The following is a 21,482-nucleotide window of genomic DNA, read 5'->3' on the forward strand; positions in this document are numbered from 1 at the left end:
ACCCCGCGCCGGGGCACACTCAATAACAAGCTCGAAATTACATCCAACTCTACCGCGCCGCTCCAAAAACGACCGGCGGAAAAATGAAAATTCTCCATTCCAAGGTTTTTCAGCAGACTGCTAGAGACCGTGCATATCGAACCGGGAATAGTAACAGGCGCCAAGTTCGTATTGAGCTGCGCGACAGGCATTGCGATGGGCTGCGTCGTCGCCAAGCTTGTGGTCGAGGCCATACACGACCGGCGCGCTCTGTCATTTGCTGTGCAAGCCATCGCCGCGACGGGCCTTGTGTTCACGTTATTCGAATTCCTGCCGCACTTTGCGGTTTGGGCCTCGGAAGTGCACCTCGTCCTGGGCTCCACGCTGTTCCTCTTGTTTGGCGCGGCGCCGGCGGCCTTAGGTCTTGCGCTCGGCCTCTTGCTGCAAAGCGTCCTCTTTGTTCCGACCGACCTGCCGCAATATCGGATGAATGTCACGACGCCTCTAATGCCGCTGTTTGCGATCAAGGCGCTCGCCAAGCGCCTCATCCATCCAAGGCTGCCTATCGCGATCTGCAGTACAGCAAGGCGCTTGCGCTCTCGACTGCGTATCAATCCGGTATCGCTGTCTGGATCGCGTCTTTGGCGCTCTATCGCGCGGGCTTCGGCGCCGCCAACCTCGGTAAAGTCGCATCGCTCGCGGTTTACTATGCAGTTGTGGCCTTGGTCGAGCCGCTGGCTGATCTGGCTGCGCTGGCGCTCGGGAAACAAATTGGGCGGCGTGAGTGTGAGGGGATCTGTCGCCTACCGCTCCCAGAAGGCATGTTGCGGTTGAAAGTAACGATGGCCGCCATCTCGGCCGCTTTGCTCAAGCGATACGTACGCTTTCCCCGATAGCAGCCGGCTGCAGCGATCCCCGGGCGACGCGCGCTCGCTGTTATCCGCGAGGGGGCCGACTTTAGGCTCATTCCGCACAAGGCGACCAGGAAATCATTCCTCGCCGAATTGCGGCCGGCCGTCTGCGCCGGCCCGGTCGCTGGTGATCGGACGCGCACTACCGATTTCGACCTGCTGGTGCGTGATGTGGCGAAGGCGAACTGCCGCCACGACTTGGAGGAATGGCGGGACGCGCTCAGGGCAGCAGCCTGGTCGCAGAGCATCGGGGGCGAGGTTGGACACGAGGGCGTCTTGCGCTGCTGATACACTGGGAGTCATCCGTCGAACGAGCTTATCCATGCAACATTGGCAGCCTCCTCAGCACAGCCGCGATGGACTGCCGTTCGGCGGCTTCCCATGCTCTGCTGCATTCGGCCGGAATGTTCGCAGTTCGACAAAGAAGATCGCCATGTATGGATTGATCGTGGTGTTGACCACGCTCGCACTGTGCAGCATCGTGTCTGCCGGCGAATTGACCGGGCCGGCAAAGGTCATTAGCACCGACACCCTTGAAATTCACGGGACACGCGTTAGGCTCTGGGGCATCGACGCGCCGGACAAGTCTCAAATGTGCCGAGATATCAACCTCAATCCGTATCGATGTGGCCTCATGGCCGCGAGCGATCTTGAAGCCTTCATTGCAGAGCGCGAAGTCAGTTGTCTGTCAGTCCTGGAGGATGAGTGTGGACGGACATTGGCGATCTGTTCAGCTGATGGCATCGATCTCGGAGAATGGTTGGTGCGCAACGGTCTCGTGCTCGATTGGGAGCGATACTCCAGGGGCCGATACCACACTGCGCAACGCGCGGCCGATCGTGCCGGACTGGGCTTGTGGGCGGGCAGCTTTGCCGTACCTTGGCTATATCGAGCGTGCATTCGGTCAGGTGGTGGACCAGCCAGCTGTTCTGACGACGCGAATGCTCACCCTTGACCGGTATTCCTCACACCAGAATATACGCCAGAGTCGTTCCGCACAAAGTGACCGTCACGGGCGAGCTGGCGTCGGCCGCGAGTGAGCAAGCTTACCACTGCCGCGCCACCATGCTCAAAAGCGGTAAGATGGTCTCAAGCTCTCGTAAGCGCGAAAGTCGCAAGACAGAAAATCGCGAGCTCCACAGGAACGCCATGGTTCTCGCCCTAATTCTTCGGAATCATGGACTCGCAGTCATGCCAAGGCGGCGCCTTTTGAGTTCGAGAGAGCCGCATTTACTCGGAAGAATGGCGGGCTCTCCGGACAAAGCAAAGGCGTGGCACGGAAAACAATCAGTTCCGCCGGGTACAGGTTGAGCGGAAGAAAGAAGGTCAGGGGCGTTCAAGGCACCATTGGGCGCGGTAGGCAACACGAATGAGGCTTGGGATGCAGCCGACCTCCACTCCATTCGACGCAAACTTTCAGGTTTTGACATGCCCAGGGCTCGCAGCTTGATTCCCAGAGGTCGCCAGATGCCGTCCCTCCAAAACTCATACACTCGCACTCAAATCTGATGCAGCAAGCCGGTGTGAGCGCTTGCTCAACGCCGGCTCCGCGGGGCCTATCGAAAGGACGGTAATCGAATTGGGCCCTTTGCCGCGGGAACGCCGCATAGGTCCCTTCCCGGACTTCGCTGCTGTTGGCGATATCGGCGGCGATTGCCTTTTCAAGCAACGGCTGCTCCGATTTACGCCAGAATTTGGCCGGGCGCGTAACAAGCTGAACACCACACGCGCGGTTTCGGCGACAAAGACGTGTGGATCTGCCTTGCAGGCGCCGATCACAACAATGCCTCAGAAGACAATGCAGCTGCTCGTTCCGTTGGAAACAGCACGGCTCGCTGACGACTGGCCGGAGATCCGCTGAATGAGCAAAACCGCATGCGACGAGCGCAACTGCTGCGGCAGCCCCAACAAGAACGTCAGATCGCATATCACCTACCGAACACGAAGTGCGCGCCTTCCGAAACGAAACGTGAGCCACTGAACTCGCAGCGCCGCTCCCATGGCCTAGTGGTGTGCAGACTCTGTGCCGACGGGCACGATGCAAGCTCCTGACCTTTTTCGATCGCGATGTCGCCAACCCGACAATAGCAGTCATTGCTCAAACAAGCCCCGGGTTTGAGGTCGAACACGAATCGAATGCCGGGCGCCGGCGCCGCCGGTTAGATGATTTCAGTGAACGCTCCTGCGAAAGAGATTAGGTGATCGAGCTTCTTTGCAACCACACAATGAAGTCGCACCTTAATTCGAGGCGCAGTGCTGAGCTCAGTCAAAGATCGCAAGCTCACCGCTGCGATCTAGGAATTGAACTGGGTCGGTAGTTCCTGATGATGCCGACGCGGCACGCCGGAAGCGGTCCGAAACATACGAACACGATCTGCCGATCTGCATCTTCTCCCATGCTGCTCCGGAGATCAGGCGTCGTATAACTCCGGCAAGCGACCTTTCTTGACCGTCTCCCCGAGATCAGCCCCATAGCTGGGTTTCATTGCTGTTCTATTCGCACGGCGATCTCGGCAGCGAATTGTTCGTGCCGTTCTGGGTGGTGCTATTGTGCCAGACCGATGCAGGTGGGACCCTGATGGGCAGCTGGCGTATCGTTCGCACTAGGGCTTTCGCGTGACGACCAAGTCGCGGCCAGATGGTCTCGGCCCAGAGGCCTTGCATCCGCTCGTTGTTCTTGGCGACTTCCGTGCCACTGTCGGCGCCGCGCCGTTCGGCGGTGCGCTGGAACGTGGCCAGCTCGGTCGTCCATGCCTGGAGAATTAGCGTGCCGGCGATTGTTGCGGCGCTGACCTGGTGGGGTCAATGCTTTCGGTGTTTTCGTTAGGACACGAGCTTCAGCCCGACAATGCCGGCGACGATCAACCCGATGCTGGCAAGGCGAAATGCGGCGGCCGGTTCTCCGAACAAGATGATGCCGAGCGCCGCCGTGCCGACCGCACCGATGCCGGTCCAGACCGCATAAGCAGTTCCAATGGGCAGCGTCTTTAGAGCAAGGCCGAGCAGGGTCACGCTGCCGGCCATGGCCGCGAGCGTGAGCACGGAGGGAACGGGCTTGGTAAAGCCCTCGGTGTATTTGAGGCCGATTGCCCAGGCGACCTCCAGCAGGCCGGCGACCAACAAAATGCTCCAGGCCATGGCGGCCCTCCGTTTATCGCAGGTCGTCCCGGCGGCTGATGTGGTCATGCGCTGGAAGGCCGTCCTTGCTAAGCTCGCGATTCGCCTCGAGCAGGGGTTAACTTCTCTCAAAGATCAGCATTCCGACGTTATTGGTTCGGCGAATTCACACGATCGACAAAGCAGAAAGCCGTCTGTTCCGTTCATGCGATCGGCAATGTTGCAAAAGGCTGCCCCTTCGAAGAGATCCTTGTACCTGTCGCGGAGGAGGTTGCCCAAAACGTGTCGGCGCTCAAAATCCATGCAACAGAATGTAACGTCGCCGTTTGGGAGAAGAACATTACGATATTGCCGTTCGTCAGGACATGTCAGTGCTCCAGCGATTGGCTGCCGCGCTCCAACCATCTTCTCGCCGTTGCCAGCCCTGCTGCGCGGCGGACGCGAGCGAACCAGCGCTTCGTCAGGAATTGTGCCGACAAGTGCGGGATGCACCTCGCCCATGACTATGAAGAGCAACGATGAAATGTCGGCATCGACAAGTTGGCGCATCAAATCGACATAGTTGCGCCTGACGAGACCACTATCCATGTGCGTGCCGTCATCAAAAACATGCACTAGGAAAACGCGGAACTGCATCGCACGCAAACGTCTTAGATCCCGCCCGTTCATTCCTACCAGGGTCGTGAAAATTCGGATTCCATGGCCACACGCATAGGCATGCTCAACCATTTCGGTGCAAGCCGGATTGAGCCAAGGCTCCGAATATCCGGAAAAGCTAATGTCGACGGCTGCTGGTACGCGCGCCAGACATCGCTTGAAATCTTGGAGAGAAAGATGCTTCACGTCGGATATCGCTCTTTGCCGTTCGGCAAAGTTGTCTTGCGGACAATAAGAACATCCGACGACACAGCCAGTTGTCGTAGTTATCTCCAAGACCCTGCCGCCACTGATTGCAGAGCGCAGCTCCTGTGGAGTCATCGATTCTATATTGTCCACTTCCGCGCTCCGCGTTTGGAACAAAGAGATATTTGAGGGGACCGTCGATTTGCATCTCATGCCGGTTCGCTCATGCTTCAGTTCTCGATTCGTCGTCCACCAGCGCGACTCGGCATGGTCGCAAGCGCGGCAGATGAAGAATGCGCCACGGCTCTCTCCCATAACACCCCAGTCCAGCAGGATTGGACGGCTGCCGAATGCACATCCGTCGATGGGGTTCGTCTAACGTCTCCAAGAAGCATCACTCATGCCATTGGCGGTACTGTCCTTAACTCGACACGTCCGCGATGAATGTCCTCCCAAATGCGGGACCGAAGTGAAACTCTACGCAATCGATAGAGTACAATATGACGCTACGTACGATTCAAGCTCTCTCGAAAATGAGCTGAATGACAGCTTTCTTATGAATCTTGACGGTGTAGCCTGCCCCGAGCACCACGTCATCATGATGGTCGGCATCGCGCAGCGACGGCAGGTGCTGACTTCTTGCTGATAAACATCGCCTTGAAATCTATATCAAGACGAGCACGGCAAAACAGGGGGTGGCGCGTACAAAGTCGCAGAGAGAAAGCACCACAACGGATTGGGCCTATCTGCCGATGAGCGCCGATATGACCGGGAAGTCCTCTCTTCAGCAAGCTCACAGATGTGAGCTCCGCATGTCGTGAGCCACCCGTCGAGTCTTGCGACGAGAGTTTACACGAGCCGGGAACAATTCTTCGATTCATCATCGGCACCTGCCTGGTATATGTTTGCCCTCAGGCCGCGGTAATATCATGATCGCGATGACAATCTCCTCATGGAGCCTGACCACAACCTATTCACAAGTTCCGAGAGCAGCAGAGTCCCGGGGCTTTTCTTTCCAGGCTGTTGCACGGCGCATCTCCGCGGCATTGTTCAGCGATAGCGGCCCGAACGTAAATCGCATGGGAGGAGGGGCTCTCTACAGCAAATGCTGCTCGGATGATCCGCTCGACAGCAGCTATCGCCTCGACGCGATCACTGTGGCGGCGCTCTTTGGCTTGCGCTGTATAGGTTTCTGATTCCTGGTGGAGCGAGTAACTCGAACCTCAACCAGACCATTATGAGCGGCAGGCTATCGATCGGATTGGTTGATTTTGCTGCAGTTTCGTTCGAGCTCGATCGCTTTCTTTGCGGTTTGTTCACGCCGTTTCTGGTGCGATATTGGTGCGGTTGAATTTCGACCTTCAGTCTGTGGAACAGGAGGTCGGTGGTTCGAGCCCACCCAACTGTACCAAGACTGCGGATAACTCCGCGTTCTCAGCATCATATTGATAGACCAAGAGGATTTACGCTGCCTAAATACAAAAGGCTGCACAAATGGCGTTGCGAATGGTTGCGTTGAATAGGATTGCTGACGGTCGTTGGTTTGCTCGCAAGGTCATCCCCGAAGACGTCCGAGAGGAATACCAGCGGCTCTACGGTCACAAGCGCGAGGCCCATCTCAAGCTGCCAGCCGACACGTCAAGGCACGAGGCCAAGGCCCGTCTCGGGGAATGGGAAGCCGACGTCGAAACGCGCATTGCCACGCTACGGGCCCGACGAAACGGCGAGGGTCAGCCACTTACCAAGCTCAACGCAATCGCTCTCGCCGGCCGGTGGTACCAGTGGTTTGTGAAGCAGCATGAGGAAGACCCCGGCTCTGCCAAGCACTGGCGGGAGTTCAGTGACCACCTTATGTGGAACGTGATCTACCCTGAAGCTCCCGACAGCTACCACCAGGACCCCAAGGCTGACCCTCATTGGGAATGGGCCAAGCAGACGGACGTGCGCGAAGCAGTGAGGGCGCAAGTAGCCGAATTGGCGCGCGTGGCGACGTTCTTGGCCAGCGAAGGTAAGGCGCTCAACTGCACCGGCTATGCGCTGTTCGTGGATGCGGTCTCCGACAACCTCTTACCTGCCGTCCTGCTGCTAGAGAGGCGCGCGAATGGCGACTACTCCCGCGACGACACTCCTGACAGCTTTCCAATATTCACCGATGGGCCGGTGCGTGCCTCAGGTGTGAGTTGTTGGAATTTGTTTGAGGCGTTTGTTAAGGCCACTCAAATTGCCCCGAAGACGGTCACCCGTTGGCGCTCCGTGTTCCTCGAAATGCAACGGGAGTTCTCTGAAGTCGGGGCTGACGGGATTACTGAGGACGCTGCTCGTAGATGGGTACACGGCTTGATCAATAAGGACCGTCAGGCCATCACGGTTCGCGAGGTATGGTTGTCATCCGCTCGCCGCGTGTTCGGCTGGGCTCGTGAGCACAAGCACATTAGGCAAAACCCTTTCAAGGAAGTGCGAGTAGACGTTCCTCGCAAGGCGCAGACACGAGAAGATGGCCGCAGCTTCACAGACGCTGAGGCAAGCATCATTCTCAACGCCAGCTTAGGTTATCAGAAACCCGTCACGCCTGCGGAACGAACTCGCCGCTGGGTACCATGGCTCTGTGCGTATTCGGGAGCAAGGTCAGGCGAAATCACTCAGTTGCGTGGGATCGACATTGAGGACCGAAAAGGTCTCTACGTAATGAAGCTGACGCCCGAGGCTGGCACGATCAAGACAGGCAAGTCGCGCGTTGTACCCATCCACGAACACTTGGTTGCTCAAGGCTTTCTCGAGATGGTCAAGCAGGTAGGAAAAGGCGCGCTGTTCTATAACGACAAGACACCGCAACGCCCCAGTGCTGATCCTCTCAAGCCCTCACGGTCTCGTGCTGACACCGCACGCGCCCATCTGGGGACATGGGTTCGTGAGCTTGGTGTCGATGATCCTGACATCAGTCCCAACCACGCTTGGCGTCACACGTTCAAGCGCATCGCTGACGAGATTGGGATGCCGGAGAAGATGAACGACGCCATAACCGGACATACACAAGCCACCGAAGGCAGAAAATACGGCGCGCCAACTGCCGCCGCGATGGCGGAGGCGTTGAACAAATTCCCGAGATACAAGCTAGATTGATCACCGTTCCAGCACGCCCCCACTCGCGGCACCAAGGCTCCCCGATGACCGTGCAAGGCCGTTCTGGGGCTCACAAGAACCGCGTCGGCTGACGCACTCGGAGCGCACAAGAACGGCGGGGTTTCGGCAGGTCTCAGTTTGACCCAAAGCGGTCCTTGGACGGAGCTAGTCGCTTAGATGAAATGAGCTGAGCGTGTGTCCATCGAGCGACCACGATCGGATGGTTTTATCAAGTGATCGGGTGAAGATGGTATTCCCGTCGGGCGCAAAGGCAACGCCTATAATGGCGGCTGTATGTCCTCTGAGTTCGACGCGCACGTTACCACTCGAAAGGTCTAACAATCTGGCGACCTTATCGAGGCTACCAGTCAGGATCGATTTCCCGTCGGGAGAGAACGCAATGCTTGTCACGGCATCGCCCTGCCCTTGGAAAGACCTTAAGACCTGGCCCGTGTGAGCATCCCAAACTCTCGCGCTTCCATCGGTATGGCCTGTTGCAATTCTGGCTCCATCTGGACTGATGGCGAGAGAGGCGCCGTCACTCCCATTGCTCAGTATTGCAGTCAGTTGGGTGGGAAGCGTCGCCGTGCCTTCTTTCAAGGCTTGTAGCGCTTGGGGACTAAGCTTCGTTGGCGCGTTAGCATTCAGCAAGTCGGCCGCCCAGCTCCTTAGGGAAGGTTCGACCTTATCCTTTGGCTCCTTCAAGATTGACACCGAAAGCTTGACGTATTCCTGACTTGCCGTTTGCGTTGAAAGCGAACTCTGAACGAACCAACCGACAACCGCTAGAACGATTGGAATTGCAATCAATGACAGAACCTTCGCGATTGCTTCTGTCTGCTCCCAACGTTTGGCCGTGTCGCCCGTCAACGCCGTTGGCGTGACCGAAACGCCAATTGGCTCTGCCATCGCTCACTCCCAGTCTGGAACTCGTAAGGTGACAGATAGGGAAGCTTCGCTCAAGAGTTCCGCTCAGGGTCCATACCGGCGTTCTCGGTCAACTCGCCCCTATGTCCGACATCTATGCTAAGCGGACTTGTCACGTCACACGGAAAGGCCGCACCTAAGCCTCCGAATGGGAAACCTCGGTGCGGCCAGTGCTATCAGGCGGCCTTCACGAGGAAGCTCTTGGAGCCACGGCCAACACCCGGAATGTACTTCACGCCCAGCTCCATGAGTGCCTGTGTTGTCGGGTGGTCGGCCTTGTTCAAGGTCTCACGCAACTTCTTCACGCTGCTGAGCTGCAGAGCGTGCTGAATGACGGATAGGGAAACAATGCCTACAGCGGCGTTGCGCATGTAGTTTATCAGCCGGATGTGAGAGCTTCCCGCTCGAGGTCTTTTCTCCTTCTCGGCGTCGAGAGCGAAGTCCCATGGCCTTACGTCGATCCCCGGCATGTCTGCTTTGATATCGTCGAGAACTGCGTCACCCATTACGTCCTGAGGCAGCACGATGAAGATGTCTGCTGGTGGGCAATGACCTTCAGCATCAATGACATGTCGGCAGCAGATGCGATTTATGGCTTGGATGACCGACGCCGACATCTGGCGTTGCTCCATCTCCTTCCGCACGTTCTTGAACTGCTTCCACTCCGGCGATTGAAGCCACTGGTCGTCCTGAGCCCCCTGCAGGGCACAGAACATGTTGGTAGCCCACGTCTGCGGGAGGTAGGGTAACCCAAGGATTACCGCTGCGTTGCAGTCCTGCCACGTGTTGCGGCCATCCACCGCGCCCCAGTGTCCCACTGAACAATCCCTAAAGTTCAGTTTTTCAACCCAGTTTTTGGTGCCCTCGGACTTCCTTGTGATTACTTCTTCAACATCTTTGTGTACGCACAGAAACACCGAGCGTTCCGGTCCCATGGCCTCTTCGAGACCCTTCTTGATGCGAGGCATCCGCTCTCTGATGCGTTCGGCCATGGTATTCTTTCCAATCCCGGCACCGCGCGCGACGTGAAGCCTAACGCTGCTGTAATCACGGGCATGCCCCGGAACCACAGGACGCTCATGTTTCTCTTCGAAAAGGTCCCACAGAAAATTCGCCCGAGCCGTCGCATCGAGCACCACAGGTCCCGGCGCGTTCAAGGGCACGGCCAGAGCCGCCGAGTTGATTGAGTGCCATTTCCCAGACTTTGCGTAGTACGCGAACTGCTCCAAGCAAGACTGACAGGCCATGATGGTTTCTCCGACACGCTCCGCCAACCTGGTGCGGTCCTTGGTGCTACTGCGGGCGTACACGATCCGATCATAAGGCAGTGCGTTCATGGCAGAGAGAAGTGGTGCGAAGTCTGGAACGGCGGTTGCACAGCCCTCTTGCCATATCATCGACATCGCACATTCCATGTCATCAGCATCTGCGTATTCCTGAAGCACTCGACGCACCTGTTCAAGAAGCGCTACCTGATGAGGCAACGCCGACCGCACTTCAGTCGGGATCAGGCCTATGACAAATTCGAGGTTGTCCATGGTGGCACTGCTCTCATCCACCACGTTAGCAAGCGCTTCGTCTATGATGGTGAGGAGGCGATCACCGCCGCGCCAAGACACCAGACGATCCCAAGGCTTCCAGTCCAGGCTCTTGGTGTCCCTCTTGGCGTTGATAAAGGCTTGATGCGTGATCACGATAACGTCGCTCTCGTGTAGCTGCTCAGGCGTCGCATAGCTGCCGGAATGATGCACAACAGCGACCGCACGGCCTGCCAAGGTGTTGATGGTGTCCCGTATGTTGTCAGCGTCTTCCTTCAGCCGGGTAACGATGAGCATGCCTACGGGACGCAATGCACCCTCGGTGTCTCGGTTGAACTCGGCTTGCATGGCTGCGTACACGCAGGTCCCTTGGGTCTTGCCTGTACCCGTCGGTGGTTGCAGGATGCGCCATGGTGATTGAACACCAGAGGCAGCTTCGACAGTGGCAATCTGGAAGTTCTCTCCCATGATACGCCATAGAGTAAACAAGGCCGATGATGAGTGCTGACCAAGCCCTTCAGGGCGGGGCACGGTCCAGTGCCGGTGCATTCGCTGAGAAAACTCATGAGGGCACACGAGGGCGAGAGCATGCTGCTCCCGGAGAGCGGTGGTATCGTTCATTATGTGGTGTTCCTGGTAGGGACACGACAAGCCGATAGGTATTCCTGAGAACACCAGCGGTGGGCTTGTGAGTGAGGTTGGGAAAAGTGGTTGGTCGAACCGACCAGCCGGGAAGGAGCCCCTGAAGCCTCTAAAGGAAGCTGCTGGAGCGAGGTGAGCTGCACCCGGTTCTGTTGACACCGGCTTAAGCTAATCCGACCTTCCGTTCGAACTCCATAGGGCTCAGATATCCGATCGTCGAATGCCTTCGCTTCGGATTGTAGAAGCGCTCGATGTAGTCGAACACGTCGGCCTTGGCCTCGTTGCGTGACCGGTACACTTTGCGCGCTGTTCGCTCGGTCTTCAAGGACGAGAAGAAGCTCTCCATTGCAGCGTTGTCCCAGACATTGCCTGACCGGCTCATCGAGCAGACCACGCCGTGATCGGCCATCAGCCTCTGGAACTGTTCGCTGGTGTATTGGGCGGATTCAAACGGTCGTCGCAACACCAGTTACTTTCACTCATAACAGAAGATCGTCAAGCGCCTCCGCCGGCGTTTTCCAACCTAGTGTTTTCCGCGGTCGGGCATTGAGGGCCGCTGCCACAGCGGATATCTCCTCGGCGCTGTGGATGCTCAGGTCCGTGCCTTTCGGGAAGTACTGCCGCAGCAACCCGTTGGTGTTCTCGTTAGTGCCGCGCTGCCATGGGCTTTGCGGGTCGCAGAAGTAGACCTGGATACCCGCATCGATCTTGAGACGATCGTGCTGAGCCATTTCGGCTCCCTGATCCCAGGTTAGCGAACGGCGCAGCTCTTCGGGCAAAGTGATGATGGTGCGCGTGATCGCGTCGCGCACGGCTTCGGCCCCATGTCCCGCAAGGGCTGGTCCGTTTTTCACGCGCGGAGCTTCGCCATGCCCCGCCAACCGTGGAAGGTGCAAGAGCATCGTAAAGCGCGTCGTGCGCTCGACTAGCGTGCCGATTGCTGAGCTGCCAACACCGAGGATGAGGTCTCCCTCCCAATGTCCCGGCACTGCTCGATCGGCAGCTTCAGCAGGGCGCTCGCTGATCATGATCTCCGGCGAGACAAAGCCCTTGCCTCGCCTGCGTACGCGCGCTCTGGGCATCCGTAACACACGCCCTGTTCGCAAGCAGGCCGTCAGCTCGCGGCGTAGCGCGCCACGGCCCTGAACGAAGAGGGCTTGATAGATAGCTTCGTGGCTGATGCGCATCGTCTTGTCGTCCGGGAAGTCGATCGGCAAGCGTCGGGCAATCTGCTCAGGGCTCCAGGCTTTGGCCCATCGCCGATCCTTGCGCGGGCCATGCCGCCGCCCCTTCCACGGAACGGCGGGACCAGGAACGGGAGCGCCGGTCGGGGCTACGACGCCGCCAGCAAGTCTTTCCTCCACATAAGTGCGCAAGGTTGCATTGAGCGCAAGCTTGGTCGGCTTAGGCCGGCGGGCGGATCGATCCGCATGCCATTGGGCAGTTATTGCCCGATACCCCAACCCGCCGCCGCGAGTGGCCGCGTTGCGCCGCAGTTCACGGGAGACTGTCGAAGCAGCCCGCCCCAGGCGACGTCCAATCTCCTGTATGGAATGGCCCTGCACCTTGAGAAGTGCGATCTCCTCGCGCTCATTCAACGAGAGATACCGCCCGGAGAGAGCCTTTGCCGAAGATCTGAACATCGCTGGTGGCATGCCGCCCGCCTTTCGGAATAATCTGCTTCCGACAGGTTGTGACAATCCGGCTTCGAGTGCAGCATCTTCGCTGCTTAACCCAGCGGCAATCGCCCGCCAAAATTTATTCTGTTCATCGCGCCCCGCAACAGAGGGCCGTCCTGGCGACGGCAATGGGGCTCGTCCTGACCGCGCCGATCTGCGCCTTACAACGTTCATCGCAACCTCCAAACTCCTGGTGTTGCGACGACCGTTTGAATCCGCCTTGGCTGCCGCGATCGGAATGATGCAACAGCGCGTCCGGCTTGCCTCGTCGCCAGATCGCCATCACCAGGGCATCGGTGACGAGCTGTGCCGTCATTGCTGTACTCATTGACCAGCCGACCACCCGCCGCGAGAACAGATCAACGACTGCGGCCACATAGAGCCAACCCTCCGCCGTCCAAACATAGGTGAAGTCAGCGATCCATTTGCGATTGGGAGCGGGCGCTTCGAAGGAGCGGTCGAGCACGTTGGGAGCGACGGCGGCGATCTGCCGCTCACCCAGATCGGGCGGCAGTCGACGCCGTCGTGGGCGTGCTTTAAGGGCCTGCAGCCGCATCAACCGTTCGATCCGGTGCAGCCCGCAAGATATCCCTTCGGCCAGCAGGTCGTGCCACACCCGCCTGGCGCCATAGGTCCGGTCGCTGGCCAGGAAGCTGGCTCGAACCTTCGCGCCAAGCTCTTCTTCGGTCCGGCTGCGTTCACTGCGCGGCCGTGTCAGCCAGGCATAGAAGCCACCCCGCGAGACACCGAGCGCCTCGCACAACCATTCCGCCGGCCAGATCCTTCGGTGCTTCGCAACGAAACCGAACTTCACGTCGATTCCTTCGCGAAGTAGGCCGCGGCTTTTTTTAGGATGTCCCGTTCGGCTTTAAGCTTGATGACCTCGCGCTTCAGCTGCGCGATCTCCAGTTGCTCTGGCTTCATCTGACCGTGGCCAGGGAATGCATGTTGCGGATCGTCCGCAAGCTGCTTCACCCAACTGCGCAACTGTGTCGGATGAATACCAAGGTCTTTGGACGCCTGCGCATACGACACGCCGCGCTGCTTGATCAGCCGCACGGCCTCAAGCTTGAACTCCCGCGTAAACTGCCTTCTCTCCATGACGCACCTCCTGCTCCATAAAACACCTAACTTGGTGTCTTCGGAACCGGGTGCAGCTCAAACAGTGCGCGATCCATTCGTCTCCCCCCCCCGTCTAAATGCAATTAGACAACGACGAGAAGTGTAGCACCGCGCGGCCATTTGTTAACGAATTTCGCTCGGAAAGGCGGCTTCACTCTCCGGTTGTCCCATACGTTACGCGTTGGGAACTGTTTGACTTTCTCAGTTCGAGGAACATGAGGTCTCTTGTTGTCCCATCGCGGCCCATTGCTACACCAGCGCTCGTGTCCGCGCCTGACTTCTAAGCAGACGTTCCCCAACGAAGCGGGCCGCACCTGGGGCTTCCTATGGATAACCTTGGTGCGGCCCTTGGCTGTTAGGCGGCCTTCACGAGGAAGCTCTTGGCTCCCCTCCCTTTTCCTTCCGAACCATACGTGACCCCCAGCTGCTTGAGCTTCAAGGTGGTGGGGTGGTTCTCGTCACGTAAGGCCTTCTGGAGGTCTTTCCGCTGGTAAGGCTTGAGGCCAAACTCGCGGCCGATGAGGCTCATGGAGGTCCTTCCGGGGCTTCGGTTTGACATGAAGATCACCAGTCGTTCGGCGGGCAGAACACGGCGGTCCATACGTATCTTGGGGCCATCGAGTTCAAAGTCCCAATCTCGCACTGAGACGTGGGGCAGCTCTTGACGGATGTACTCGAGGATTTCCGGGCCCCGCGCGCCGCTCGGTAGCACGATGAATACGTCCGTGGGAGCGCACCGGCCTTGCTCGTCAATGACCTTGCGAAGCCGTACCCGTCCCATCGCCTGTATGATCGATGTCGCGAGATGTCTGCGCTGCAGCAGCTCACGGACGTTGGTGTGTTCCTTCCAGCACGGGTTCTCGTGCCAGTCGTCATCCTGGACGCCTTTGAACGCAAAGAAGACATTGGTGCCCCAGATGCGATCCCTGAACGGTAGCCCGAAGATGACCGCCGTTTCAAAGTCCTTGTAATCGTTGCTGCCATCGATTGCGCCCCAATGCGCTGAAGCCACTTCGGTTACCCCAAGGTCCGCCTGGGTGGGCACCAGATGCTCAACGTGCTTGTGGACGCAGAAAAGGACTTTGCGGTCTTCCGATAGCCGTTCAGCAAGATTTGCCTGTAACTGTGGAAATCGCTTTGTTGCCAGCTCCTCCATTTTCGTCTTGCCGATGCTTGCGGTGCGGGCGACGTGAAGAGTTACGTTGCTGTAGTCACGAACACCGGGAGGCGTCGGAATGATGTCGGCACGGTCTTCCATGAGCTGGTACATCAGATCGACACCGGCCGTTGCGTCGAGGACCACTGGCCCCGGAAGCTCCAGCGGGACCGCGAGGGCCGCAGAATTTAGCGAGTGCTGGTTGCCCGTGAGCGTCATCAAGGCATACTGATCTAACAGCGCTTCAGCGGCACCGAGTACCTTGTCGTACCGCATAGCGAGACGTTGACGCTCCTTCTCGTCGTCCCTGCCGATTTGCTTGTCATACCTGAGCTGACGCATAGCGCCTTTCAGCGCGGTTAGGTCCGCCGATACCGGAGCCTCACCCTCTACCCATGCCAGCGAAGTGCCGACCTCGAACCCATCATTGAGGCCCGCATGAACCAGCATACTCTCCCGCAGGGTCTCTAAGACTTCCACCTCTTTCGTGTGAGCTAGGGCGCATCAGACGGCGCCTTTCTCATGTAAGGCCGGTACTTCGGCTCCTGAGTTGTTGAAATCATTGAGGTCGAGGCTGAAAACCAATATTTCTTCAATGATTTGGCATCATGGCCAAAGGGGCAGGATTGGCAGATGCGCTTACGCCAATATACTCAGCGGCCTGCATGCGTGACGGTCCGCGCGGCGGCAATGATGTAGGCAGATCGCTTTGACGTTGAGGTCGGAGACTAGCTTCGTTCATTACTTCAGTCCCGAATACAAAATTGCAAAACCTGTTCGGTCTATTGCGGACGATTCAGTTTTGGTTCTACGGCCAAGCCGATCTCACTTCGGCTGCGTACCATCATTAAAGAGTTCCGCTAGAGACCAGAGAGTGAGCATTCCAAATGACCTCATTTGTACAAAGTCTATTTGCGGATCGGGTGAATCCATCGGCTCGTCATCGATGGTCCGATAGTAATGGATCGTCTCCGCCAAATCGGGCTCGAACGAACCCTCAGGTGTGCGTTCGAGTCTTAATCGTTGCAGTCGATCTAGGGGCGTAGAGATCAACTTTGATATTGATGTGATAGGGATATTCGCCGCGCTGAGGGATGATCCCGTTGCTATTTGGCAGCAGCGCGCCTTTCGACAAATGGTCGATTATCCACGAAAGAGCTTCCAACAATGAGTGTCCATCAGAAAGGCCGCACAACGCCTATTGTCAGCCAGCTGCCAAATGTTGCCCTTCAACAGATCTACGGCATGCAGGTTCGCATAGGATTCGTAGTTGGCGATGCTCATTGCCGGTCCGGATATCGGCGTGGCGGCGACGGCAATGAGAAGAGCGGCTGCATCACTTGGTGACGCAGTTGCCGATCAGCCGCGATCTGAGATCTTCCGCTGCCCGTTGATATTCCCGAAGATAATCGCGTAACGACGGGTTGATGAACGAAACGGTGGTCGAGCTGATAGCGAGAATCCGCTTTCCATTATCTTCAATGCCTCTTCAAAGTCCTTCGGGCCCGCCCCAATCCTGAACTGCCCGCACATTGCTGCGTGGGTCGCGTCGAAAACCAGTCTGAGGTCGGAGATCCGAGACCCTAATTCGCTGCAGAAGAAAAGGCCGATCAAAAGGTGCCGGCATTTGTCTGGGATATTTTTGAACGGCTTTTCCCAAAGGTCGTTTGGGGATCGAGGCTGGAAATGCAGAAGTCGGGATATCCCGCTACGCTGACGGCCTCGGTGTTCAGGGTGTCAGTAATGGCGCGAATGGTTCTTGGATTGTAGTTCTTGTGATCAATGATTGAAGCTAGCGTTTCGTGATCGATAAGCGCCCCGAGATACTCTTCACCGAGATCCGATGTCGCGAGGTGATTGTAGAGGATGTGCGCCTTGATGCGCCTTGTGTACTTGCCGAACCGAGATGGTCCGCAGCCTCTTTTCGATCCGGCTCGTCCACACCATTCAGGTCGACCGCCCCGTACCCGGTCGCCGTTCCAGGCGCCGCTGCCGAATCCTTGGTATGGGACGACCTGGGGCCGCCCGGCGCCCGGACGGGTCAGCCGTCGCGATGAGACCCACCGCCGAATTCGCCGAACGCGGCGCCGCCCCGCACAGGTCAGCGTCCGGGCGAGAATCGACGAGAGGAGGGAAGCACGCCTGCCCCCCAGACGCCTCCAAATCGCCTGAGGTTGATGGCCTGCCGGGCCGATCCGGTGGTACACAGCGGCGGTCACAAAACTCGACCCGTTTTTTTGCATCCTTGTTTTTAGGCGGTTTTAGTGTATTCGCGGGATCGGGGGAGGGAGTCCCACTCTCTCCGCCACCGATTTTCAGTGGCGAAAAAATCCTTCAAAGTCAGAGGTTTCGTGAACCGATGGCTTTTTGCGGTGGAGCACTACGGTGTAGCACTCTCCACCATGATTTTATGACATTCTCGACTCGAAAGTCCGGGCGACAGAGGCGATCGGCGCTGAATCCTCGCGCAGCCGCTGGATCGACGCTCGCGTCGTTTGGAGAGCGCAAGGAGCGTACCGTGAGGGCCGACGGCGAGGGGGTTTCAGGTGCTCGACGGCAAAGAGGGCGCGCCCTCACGGGTCAATTTCACTCCGTTCCCACCAGAGAGGGCTTGTCCGCCTCGCGAGTCATTGCTTCCCGTGCACGTCGTCCGCGGCTGCGCGCAACCTGCTGGGCCCGAGAAAGCCGTCCTGCCCGACGCGCGCCTCGCTCCGGGATAGCCGCTCTCCGATTGATGGAACGGTATTGCGTTTCGTCACGAAAATCCAAGAGCAGTTCTGCGCCGCAGGCAGCACTGAGCCGCTTTCTTGCAACCTTGAGACTGGCATGAGATGCCTATCGCGCAGCGGTCGACAAGCGAAATGTCCTTGCGCAGGAACAGCCAGCGCAACCTGATGATCAGCGAGACCAAATGGCGCTCAAAAGACACTCCACTTTGCTCCGGGAAAATACATTTCGCCCCAATCAGCCCGTTGTAGTGAAAGAACTAAAGAGCTCTTGTTGAAACAAGAGCCCTGATCGGGTGGTCGAACCGGCGGCAGCTTATGATTCGCTTCCGTGAATTAAGTCGCCGCCTGCGCGATAGAGTTTCCGATTCTCACTAGGCAATTCGCTTGGACCTGGCCCACATACTTGCAAGTCTCGGTGGCCAACATGAAGAAGGATCTACACGAGGCCTCCACAGCCGGGAATTGGTGCGAAAAACTCTAGCCAAAATCGTCACACTCGGCTGCCGCCCCTGATCGATGAGCTGTCCCTGGTTAAGGGTGACGGTCGCATCGCCGCGCGCATGAAAAGCCTCGCCAGGGTCGATCTCCTCATCCTTGATGGTGTGAACGGCCTCACCTCAACGGCATCATAGTGCCAAGGCGTGGCCGCCAGAGCGCCACAAAGAAGGAAGACCGTCCGCGACGAAGTTTACGTTGATCCGCCACAACGTCAGGCCGCCGTAGCTCGCGATCGCCGAGCTCGGGGATCTTCATACACAGCCCTGTCTGCCAATCCGTAGCGATCAGAGATGCAAGCTGTGCTTATGACGTAGGGGCGATCGCCAGATCCACAGCACGGAGGCCGCGCCCAGCACGCTGCTGGCCAATAGCGTAGTGCGCAGGCCAGGCCCGGCGCCGACCACACCGCCAAGCAGTGCACCTAGTGGTGCAAGCCCCCACACTACGCTTCGGATGCTCGCGTTGACACGACCCTGCACCCGGTCCGGAGCTAGCGCGTATCGAACGAGGACCTGGTGTACGTTGTAGATCTCCTGACCGAACCACAGCACGAACTGCGAAAGCGCCACGCACACGATTGCCGCCCATCGCGGCTGCGTGAGAAGCGCTGTCAGAGTCATGCCTGCGGCGCTGAGCGCCAGGGCGACCATCAACACAGGCCCAAGGCCTATCGTGCGGCCGGCCCACGATGCGGTGAGCGCACCCACCACACCACCGAGGGCGCCGATGCTGAGTACTACCCCTGTCGTCCAGCCGTCCAAAGCTAGATGCTTCGTCAAATAGAGCAGAAAGACAGCGGAGTAAGCGTTGTAGCAGAAGATGAAGCTGCCGGTGGCCAACGTGACAGCACGCAGAATTGGGTTGCCAAACACCGTCGTCAGTCCTTCCGTGATCTGACCGAGTACCGAACCTGATCCAGCGGGCGGTGGCTCAGCCGCCCGCATTGGCACCAGTAGCAGCAACGCGGTCGCGAGCACGAAAGAGGCCGAGTCGGCGAGAATTGCGAACGGCGCGGAGAACGCGCTGACTAGCCAGCCTGCGAGGAATGGACCGACTGCCACAACGCCAGATCTGCTGAGCTGCCAGGAACTCTGCGCCCTGACGAGTCGAGCCCGATCCACGACCGTCGGCACACATGCCAAATAGGCCAAGTCGGCGATAACTGCGGCCGTCCCGACAAGCGTGGTCGCCATATATAGCAGGAACATTCCGAGTTGCCCAAGGCTGGCGAGAATCGGAATCGTTGCGAGCGTTACCGCCATCACCAAATTAGCGGTCAGCAGGATGCATCGGTGTGGGAGGCGGTCCACGAGCACCCCGGCGAACAGGCCGATCATCAGGTTCGGCGCCCGGCCGCAGGCAAGCAGTAGCCCGGTCTGTGCCGGGCCGGCCTCCAGCAGAGTGATTGCTGTCAGCGGTAGCGCCAGCACGGTCACTTCGGAACCCAATTCCGACACCGTACGCCCGGCGAGCAGTGCCAAATAGCTGCGTGGCAATCCACGAGCTGTTGTGGAGATCTCAGCGGGATTCACGCGTCGATGACCAGGCTCGAGGCCGACAAATAGCCCAATCGGGCCAATTCACTGCCGGCGATGCCCTCGAACTCCGCGATCTGCGCGGGCGTCAAATCCTGCGTGTGGCGACCAAGGCGACCGGCGTGCAAAGGCTTGCCCGTGGACTCGGCCGCCGGGTGGCCGTAGGGCCGTTCGAACAATGCGTGCTCACATTCGGCGTGTCGCAGCACGGCCCCGTCCCAGGGCAAGTGCAAGTGATTCAGAACTCGCATAAGGCTGGAGCGGGGACTCGTCACCAGATCTTCATAGCGAACCTCAAGATAGCGCTCTGGCGGCGCGAGGCGATGCGGCTGAAATACAATCTCGCGCCAGCCGTGCGCGGCTTCAGCTACGGTCCGGTAACCCCACTCCGGTACGGTTCTCAAATGCGAGGCCGCTAGGTCGCGACCATCGCGTACGATGTGCACGAAATGCGCATCTGGCCACAGACCAGCGAAGACGTCGATTTGGGCGATCTTGCGTTGCAGCTTCAGGCCCCATCGCTTGGCTCCGGTTTGCGCTCTGCGGAACTCACCAATCTCGTTGATCAGACTGCATCTGTCGGTGAACGAAACGATGTCGCTCGCTAACTCCTTCATCACGTTCGTGACGAGTCTACGCACGTCGTCGAAGTTCAAGCCGAACCGCAGGCATTGCACTACGAAGTGCGCGCCGTCATACCAGAACGGGTCGATTGCGCTTTTGACAATGCCGGTGACCCGTGGGTCATTAGCAGCGAGCAAGTCGGTCGCGTCCAGGACATGCGGGCCGAGGTTCGGCGGTTCTAGGAAATCGATCTCCGGCCCAACGACCAGATCGCGATGCGAATCCAGCACGACGCTCAGCAAGGTCGTGCCGGACCGGTTATCGCCCCCGAGCAGAACCGGCGAGGTGGAGAACGCGGCGGCCTCGAGCATGGCGGTGTCCCCTATTCGACTTCTCGTGTTCATGGATGGCTCGGCTCGGTGAACCAACGCCGGACCGAATCCGCGGTTGCGAGGAAGTGATCACCGGCAAACCGCACCGCCGCGGTCATCAGGTCCGTATCGCGGCCAGTACTCTCTAGTCGAACCAGAGCCGCCGGCAACGCCTGCCCGGCGGCTTCAATCGCGGCCTGCACGTCTGCATCGGACAGCGCGGCAGACGGCATGAAACGGCCACCGTACTGCATAAGGAAGCCGCGCGACCACATCTCCTGGAAGAACGCGAAACCAAGATCGGCGTTGGCAAACACGACGTCGAACATCGTGGGCCATGCGAACGCGCGAGCCCGCACCTGTTGGCTAGCGAAGACCCCGTTGAGACCGTTGATAATTTGCATGCCAACCTGTCGCATCCGGGCGAGCGCGGCGCCGTTGCGCAGGGCATCCAGGGTGCTCAGCGCTGCCGCAAATGGGGTGATCTCGCGTTGATAGGTGTTGCCCAGGTAGGTCTTCTCGGCGGCGTTGAGCACCTCCGCTCGCCCTGCGATCGCCGAAAGTGCCATGCCGTTGGCCAGTCCCTTGCTAAGTGTGATCAGGTCGGGTGCAAGCCCGACCGCGGTGTGATAGCCGCCGAGGCCGTAGCGGAATCCTGTCATAACCTCGTCCAGGATAAGCAGGGCGCCGCGCCGGTGGACGAGATTTTGCAATTCCCGGTGATATTCGGGTGGGAAGTGACCTCGGCTGT

14 protein-coding genes, 1 tRNA gene and 4 pseudogenes are annotated in these 21,482 nt (G+C 58.6%); 7 read left to right on the plus strand and 12 right to left on the minus strand.

Translation table 11 applies throughout. The features are described 5' to 3' along the window. The first annotated feature begins 129 nt into the window (after window positions 1-129). From IVB27_RS31180 to IVB27_RS43840, 3 genes and pseudogenes are all read left to right on the plus strand, one after another. Window positions 130-813, plus strand: a complete 684-nt coding sequence (locus IVB27_RS31180) for an energy-coupling factor ABC transporter permease (protein ID WP_247341890.1) — start codon at window positions 130-132, stop codon at window positions 811-813. A gap of 510 nt (window positions 814-1,323) precedes the next feature. Next, the gene (locus tag IVB27_RS31185; protein ID WP_247446686.1) at window positions 1,324-1,845 is read left to right on the plus strand and encodes a thermonuclease family protein; all 522 of its coding nucleotides are present in this window, start codon (window positions 1,324-1,326) and stop codon (window positions 1,843-1,845) included. 1,524 nt (window positions 1,846-3,369) lie between these two features. Further along, window positions 3,370-3,717, plus strand: a pseudogene (locus IVB27_RS43840) (inorganic phosphate transporter); the annotation flags it as partial. Here IVB27_RS43840 and sugE read toward each other — a convergent pair. Together sugE and IVB27_RS31195 are read right to left on the minus strand one after the other, a co-directional pair. Continuing rightward, window positions 3,714-4,028, minus strand: coding sequence for a quaternary ammonium compound efflux SMR transporter SugE (gene sugE / locus IVB27_RS31190; RefSeq protein ID WP_247336440.1), 315 nt, complete (start codon window positions 4,026-4,028; stop codon window positions 3,714-3,716). The pseudogene IVB27_RS43840 and the gene sugE sit on opposite strands and share 4 nt — an antisense overlap. A gap of 114 nt (window positions 4,029-4,142) precedes the next feature. After that, window positions 4,143-4,850, minus strand: a complete 708-nt coding sequence (locus tag IVB27_RS31195; protein ID WP_247446678.1) for an SPASM domain-containing protein — start codon at window positions 4,848-4,850, stop codon at window positions 4,143-4,145. Window positions 4,851-5,779: 929 nt separating this feature from the next. On the opposite strand from IVB27_RS31195, the gene IVB27_RS31200 reads away from it, so the two are divergent. The 3 genes from IVB27_RS31200 to IVB27_RS31210 all read left to right on the plus strand — a co-directional run bounded on the left by IVB27_RS31200 (window position 5,780) and on the right by IVB27_RS31210 (window position 7,970). Beyond that, window positions 5,780-6,046 (plus strand): hypothetical protein, encoded by a 267-nt coding sequence (locus tag IVB27_RS31200; protein WP_247341897.1) that lies wholly within the window; start codon window positions 5,780-5,782, stop codon window positions 6,044-6,046. Between the two features lie 147 nt (window positions 6,047-6,193). Then, window positions 6,194-6,261 (plus strand) — tRNA-OTHER (locus IVB27_RS31205). 83 nt (window positions 6,262-6,344) lie between these two features. Then, a complete protein-coding gene (locus IVB27_RS31210; RefSeq protein WP_247446679.1) occupies window positions 6,345-7,970 on the plus strand; it encodes a tyrosine-type recombinase/integrase in 1,626 nt (541 codons plus the stop codon). A gap of 165 nt (window positions 7,971-8,135) precedes the next feature. Here the strand turns inward: IVB27_RS31210 and IVB27_RS31215 are convergent, their stop codons facing one another. The 6 genes and pseudogenes from IVB27_RS31215 to IVB27_RS31240 form a co-directional block, all read right to left on the minus strand. Beyond that, window positions 8,136-8,879: a WD40 repeat domain-containing protein gene (locus IVB27_RS31215; protein WP_247446680.1), complete on the minus strand. Its 744-nt coding sequence runs from the start codon at window positions 8,877-8,879 to the stop codon at window positions 8,136-8,138. 194 nt (window positions 8,880-9,073) lie between these two features. Next, window positions 9,074-11,056 (minus strand): DEAD/DEAH box helicase family protein, encoded by a 1,983-nt coding sequence (locus IVB27_RS31220; RefSeq protein WP_247446681.1) that lies wholly within the window; start codon window positions 11,054-11,056, stop codon window positions 9,074-9,076. A 184-nt stretch (window positions 11,057-11,240) separates the two neighbouring features. After that, window positions 11,241-11,519: pseudogene (locus IVB27_RS31225) on the minus strand (IS3 family transposase); the annotation flags it as partial. Window positions 11,520-11,556: 37 nt separating this feature from the next. Further along, window positions 11,557-12,930 (minus strand): IS30 family transposase, encoded by a 1,374-nt coding sequence (locus tag IVB27_RS31230; RefSeq protein WP_247446682.1) that lies wholly within the window; start codon window positions 12,928-12,930, stop codon window positions 11,557-11,559. Between the two features lie 46 nt (window positions 12,931-12,976). Further along, window positions 12,977-13,857 (minus strand): annotated as a pseudogene (locus tag IVB27_RS31235) (IS3 family transposase); the annotation flags it as partial. Window positions 13,858-14,233: 376 nt separating this feature from the next. Beyond that, window positions 14,234-15,484 (minus strand): hypothetical protein, encoded by a 1,251-nt coding sequence (locus IVB27_RS31240; RefSeq protein WP_247342308.1) that lies wholly within the window; start codon window positions 15,482-15,484, stop codon window positions 14,234-14,236. A gap of 820 nt (window positions 15,485-16,304) precedes the next feature. On the opposite strand from IVB27_RS31240, the gene IVB27_RS31245 reads away from it, so the two are divergent. Then, a complete protein-coding gene (locus IVB27_RS31245) occupies window positions 16,305-16,451 on the plus strand; it encodes a hypothetical protein (protein WP_247342312.1) in 147 nt (48 codons plus the stop codon). A gap of 193 nt (window positions 16,452-16,644) precedes the next feature. On the opposite strand, the gene IVB27_RS31250 is transcribed toward IVB27_RS31245, so the two are convergent. From IVB27_RS31250 to IVB27_RS31265, 4 genes and pseudogenes are all read right to left on the minus strand, one after another. Continuing rightward, window positions 16,645-17,277 (minus strand): hypothetical protein, encoded by a 633-nt coding sequence (locus IVB27_RS31250; RefSeq protein ID WP_247446683.1) that lies wholly within the window; start codon window positions 17,275-17,277, stop codon window positions 16,645-16,647. Window positions 17,278-18,545: 1,268 nt separating this feature from the next. After that, window positions 18,546-19,742 (minus strand): MFS transporter, encoded by a 1,197-nt coding sequence (locus tag IVB27_RS31255; RefSeq protein WP_247342315.1) that lies wholly within the window; start codon window positions 19,740-19,742, stop codon window positions 18,546-18,548. Window positions 19,743-19,789: 47 nt separating this feature from the next. Beyond that, window positions 19,790-20,731, minus strand: coding sequence for a sulfotransferase family protein (locus IVB27_RS31260; protein ID WP_247342317.1), 942 nt, complete (start codon window positions 20,729-20,731; stop codon window positions 19,790-19,792). Window positions 20,732-20,760: 29 nt separating this feature from the next. Next, a pseudogene (locus tag IVB27_RS31265) lies at window positions 20,761-21,456 on the minus strand (aminotransferase class III-fold pyridoxal phosphate-dependent enzyme); the annotation flags it as partial. Window positions 21,457-21,482: the final 26 nt, after the last annotated feature.

Source organism: Bradyrhizobium sp. 197 (assembly GCF_023073375.1).
Classification (GTDB): domain Bacteria; phylum Pseudomonadota; class Alphaproteobacteria; order Rhizobiales; family Xanthobacteraceae; genus Bradyrhizobium.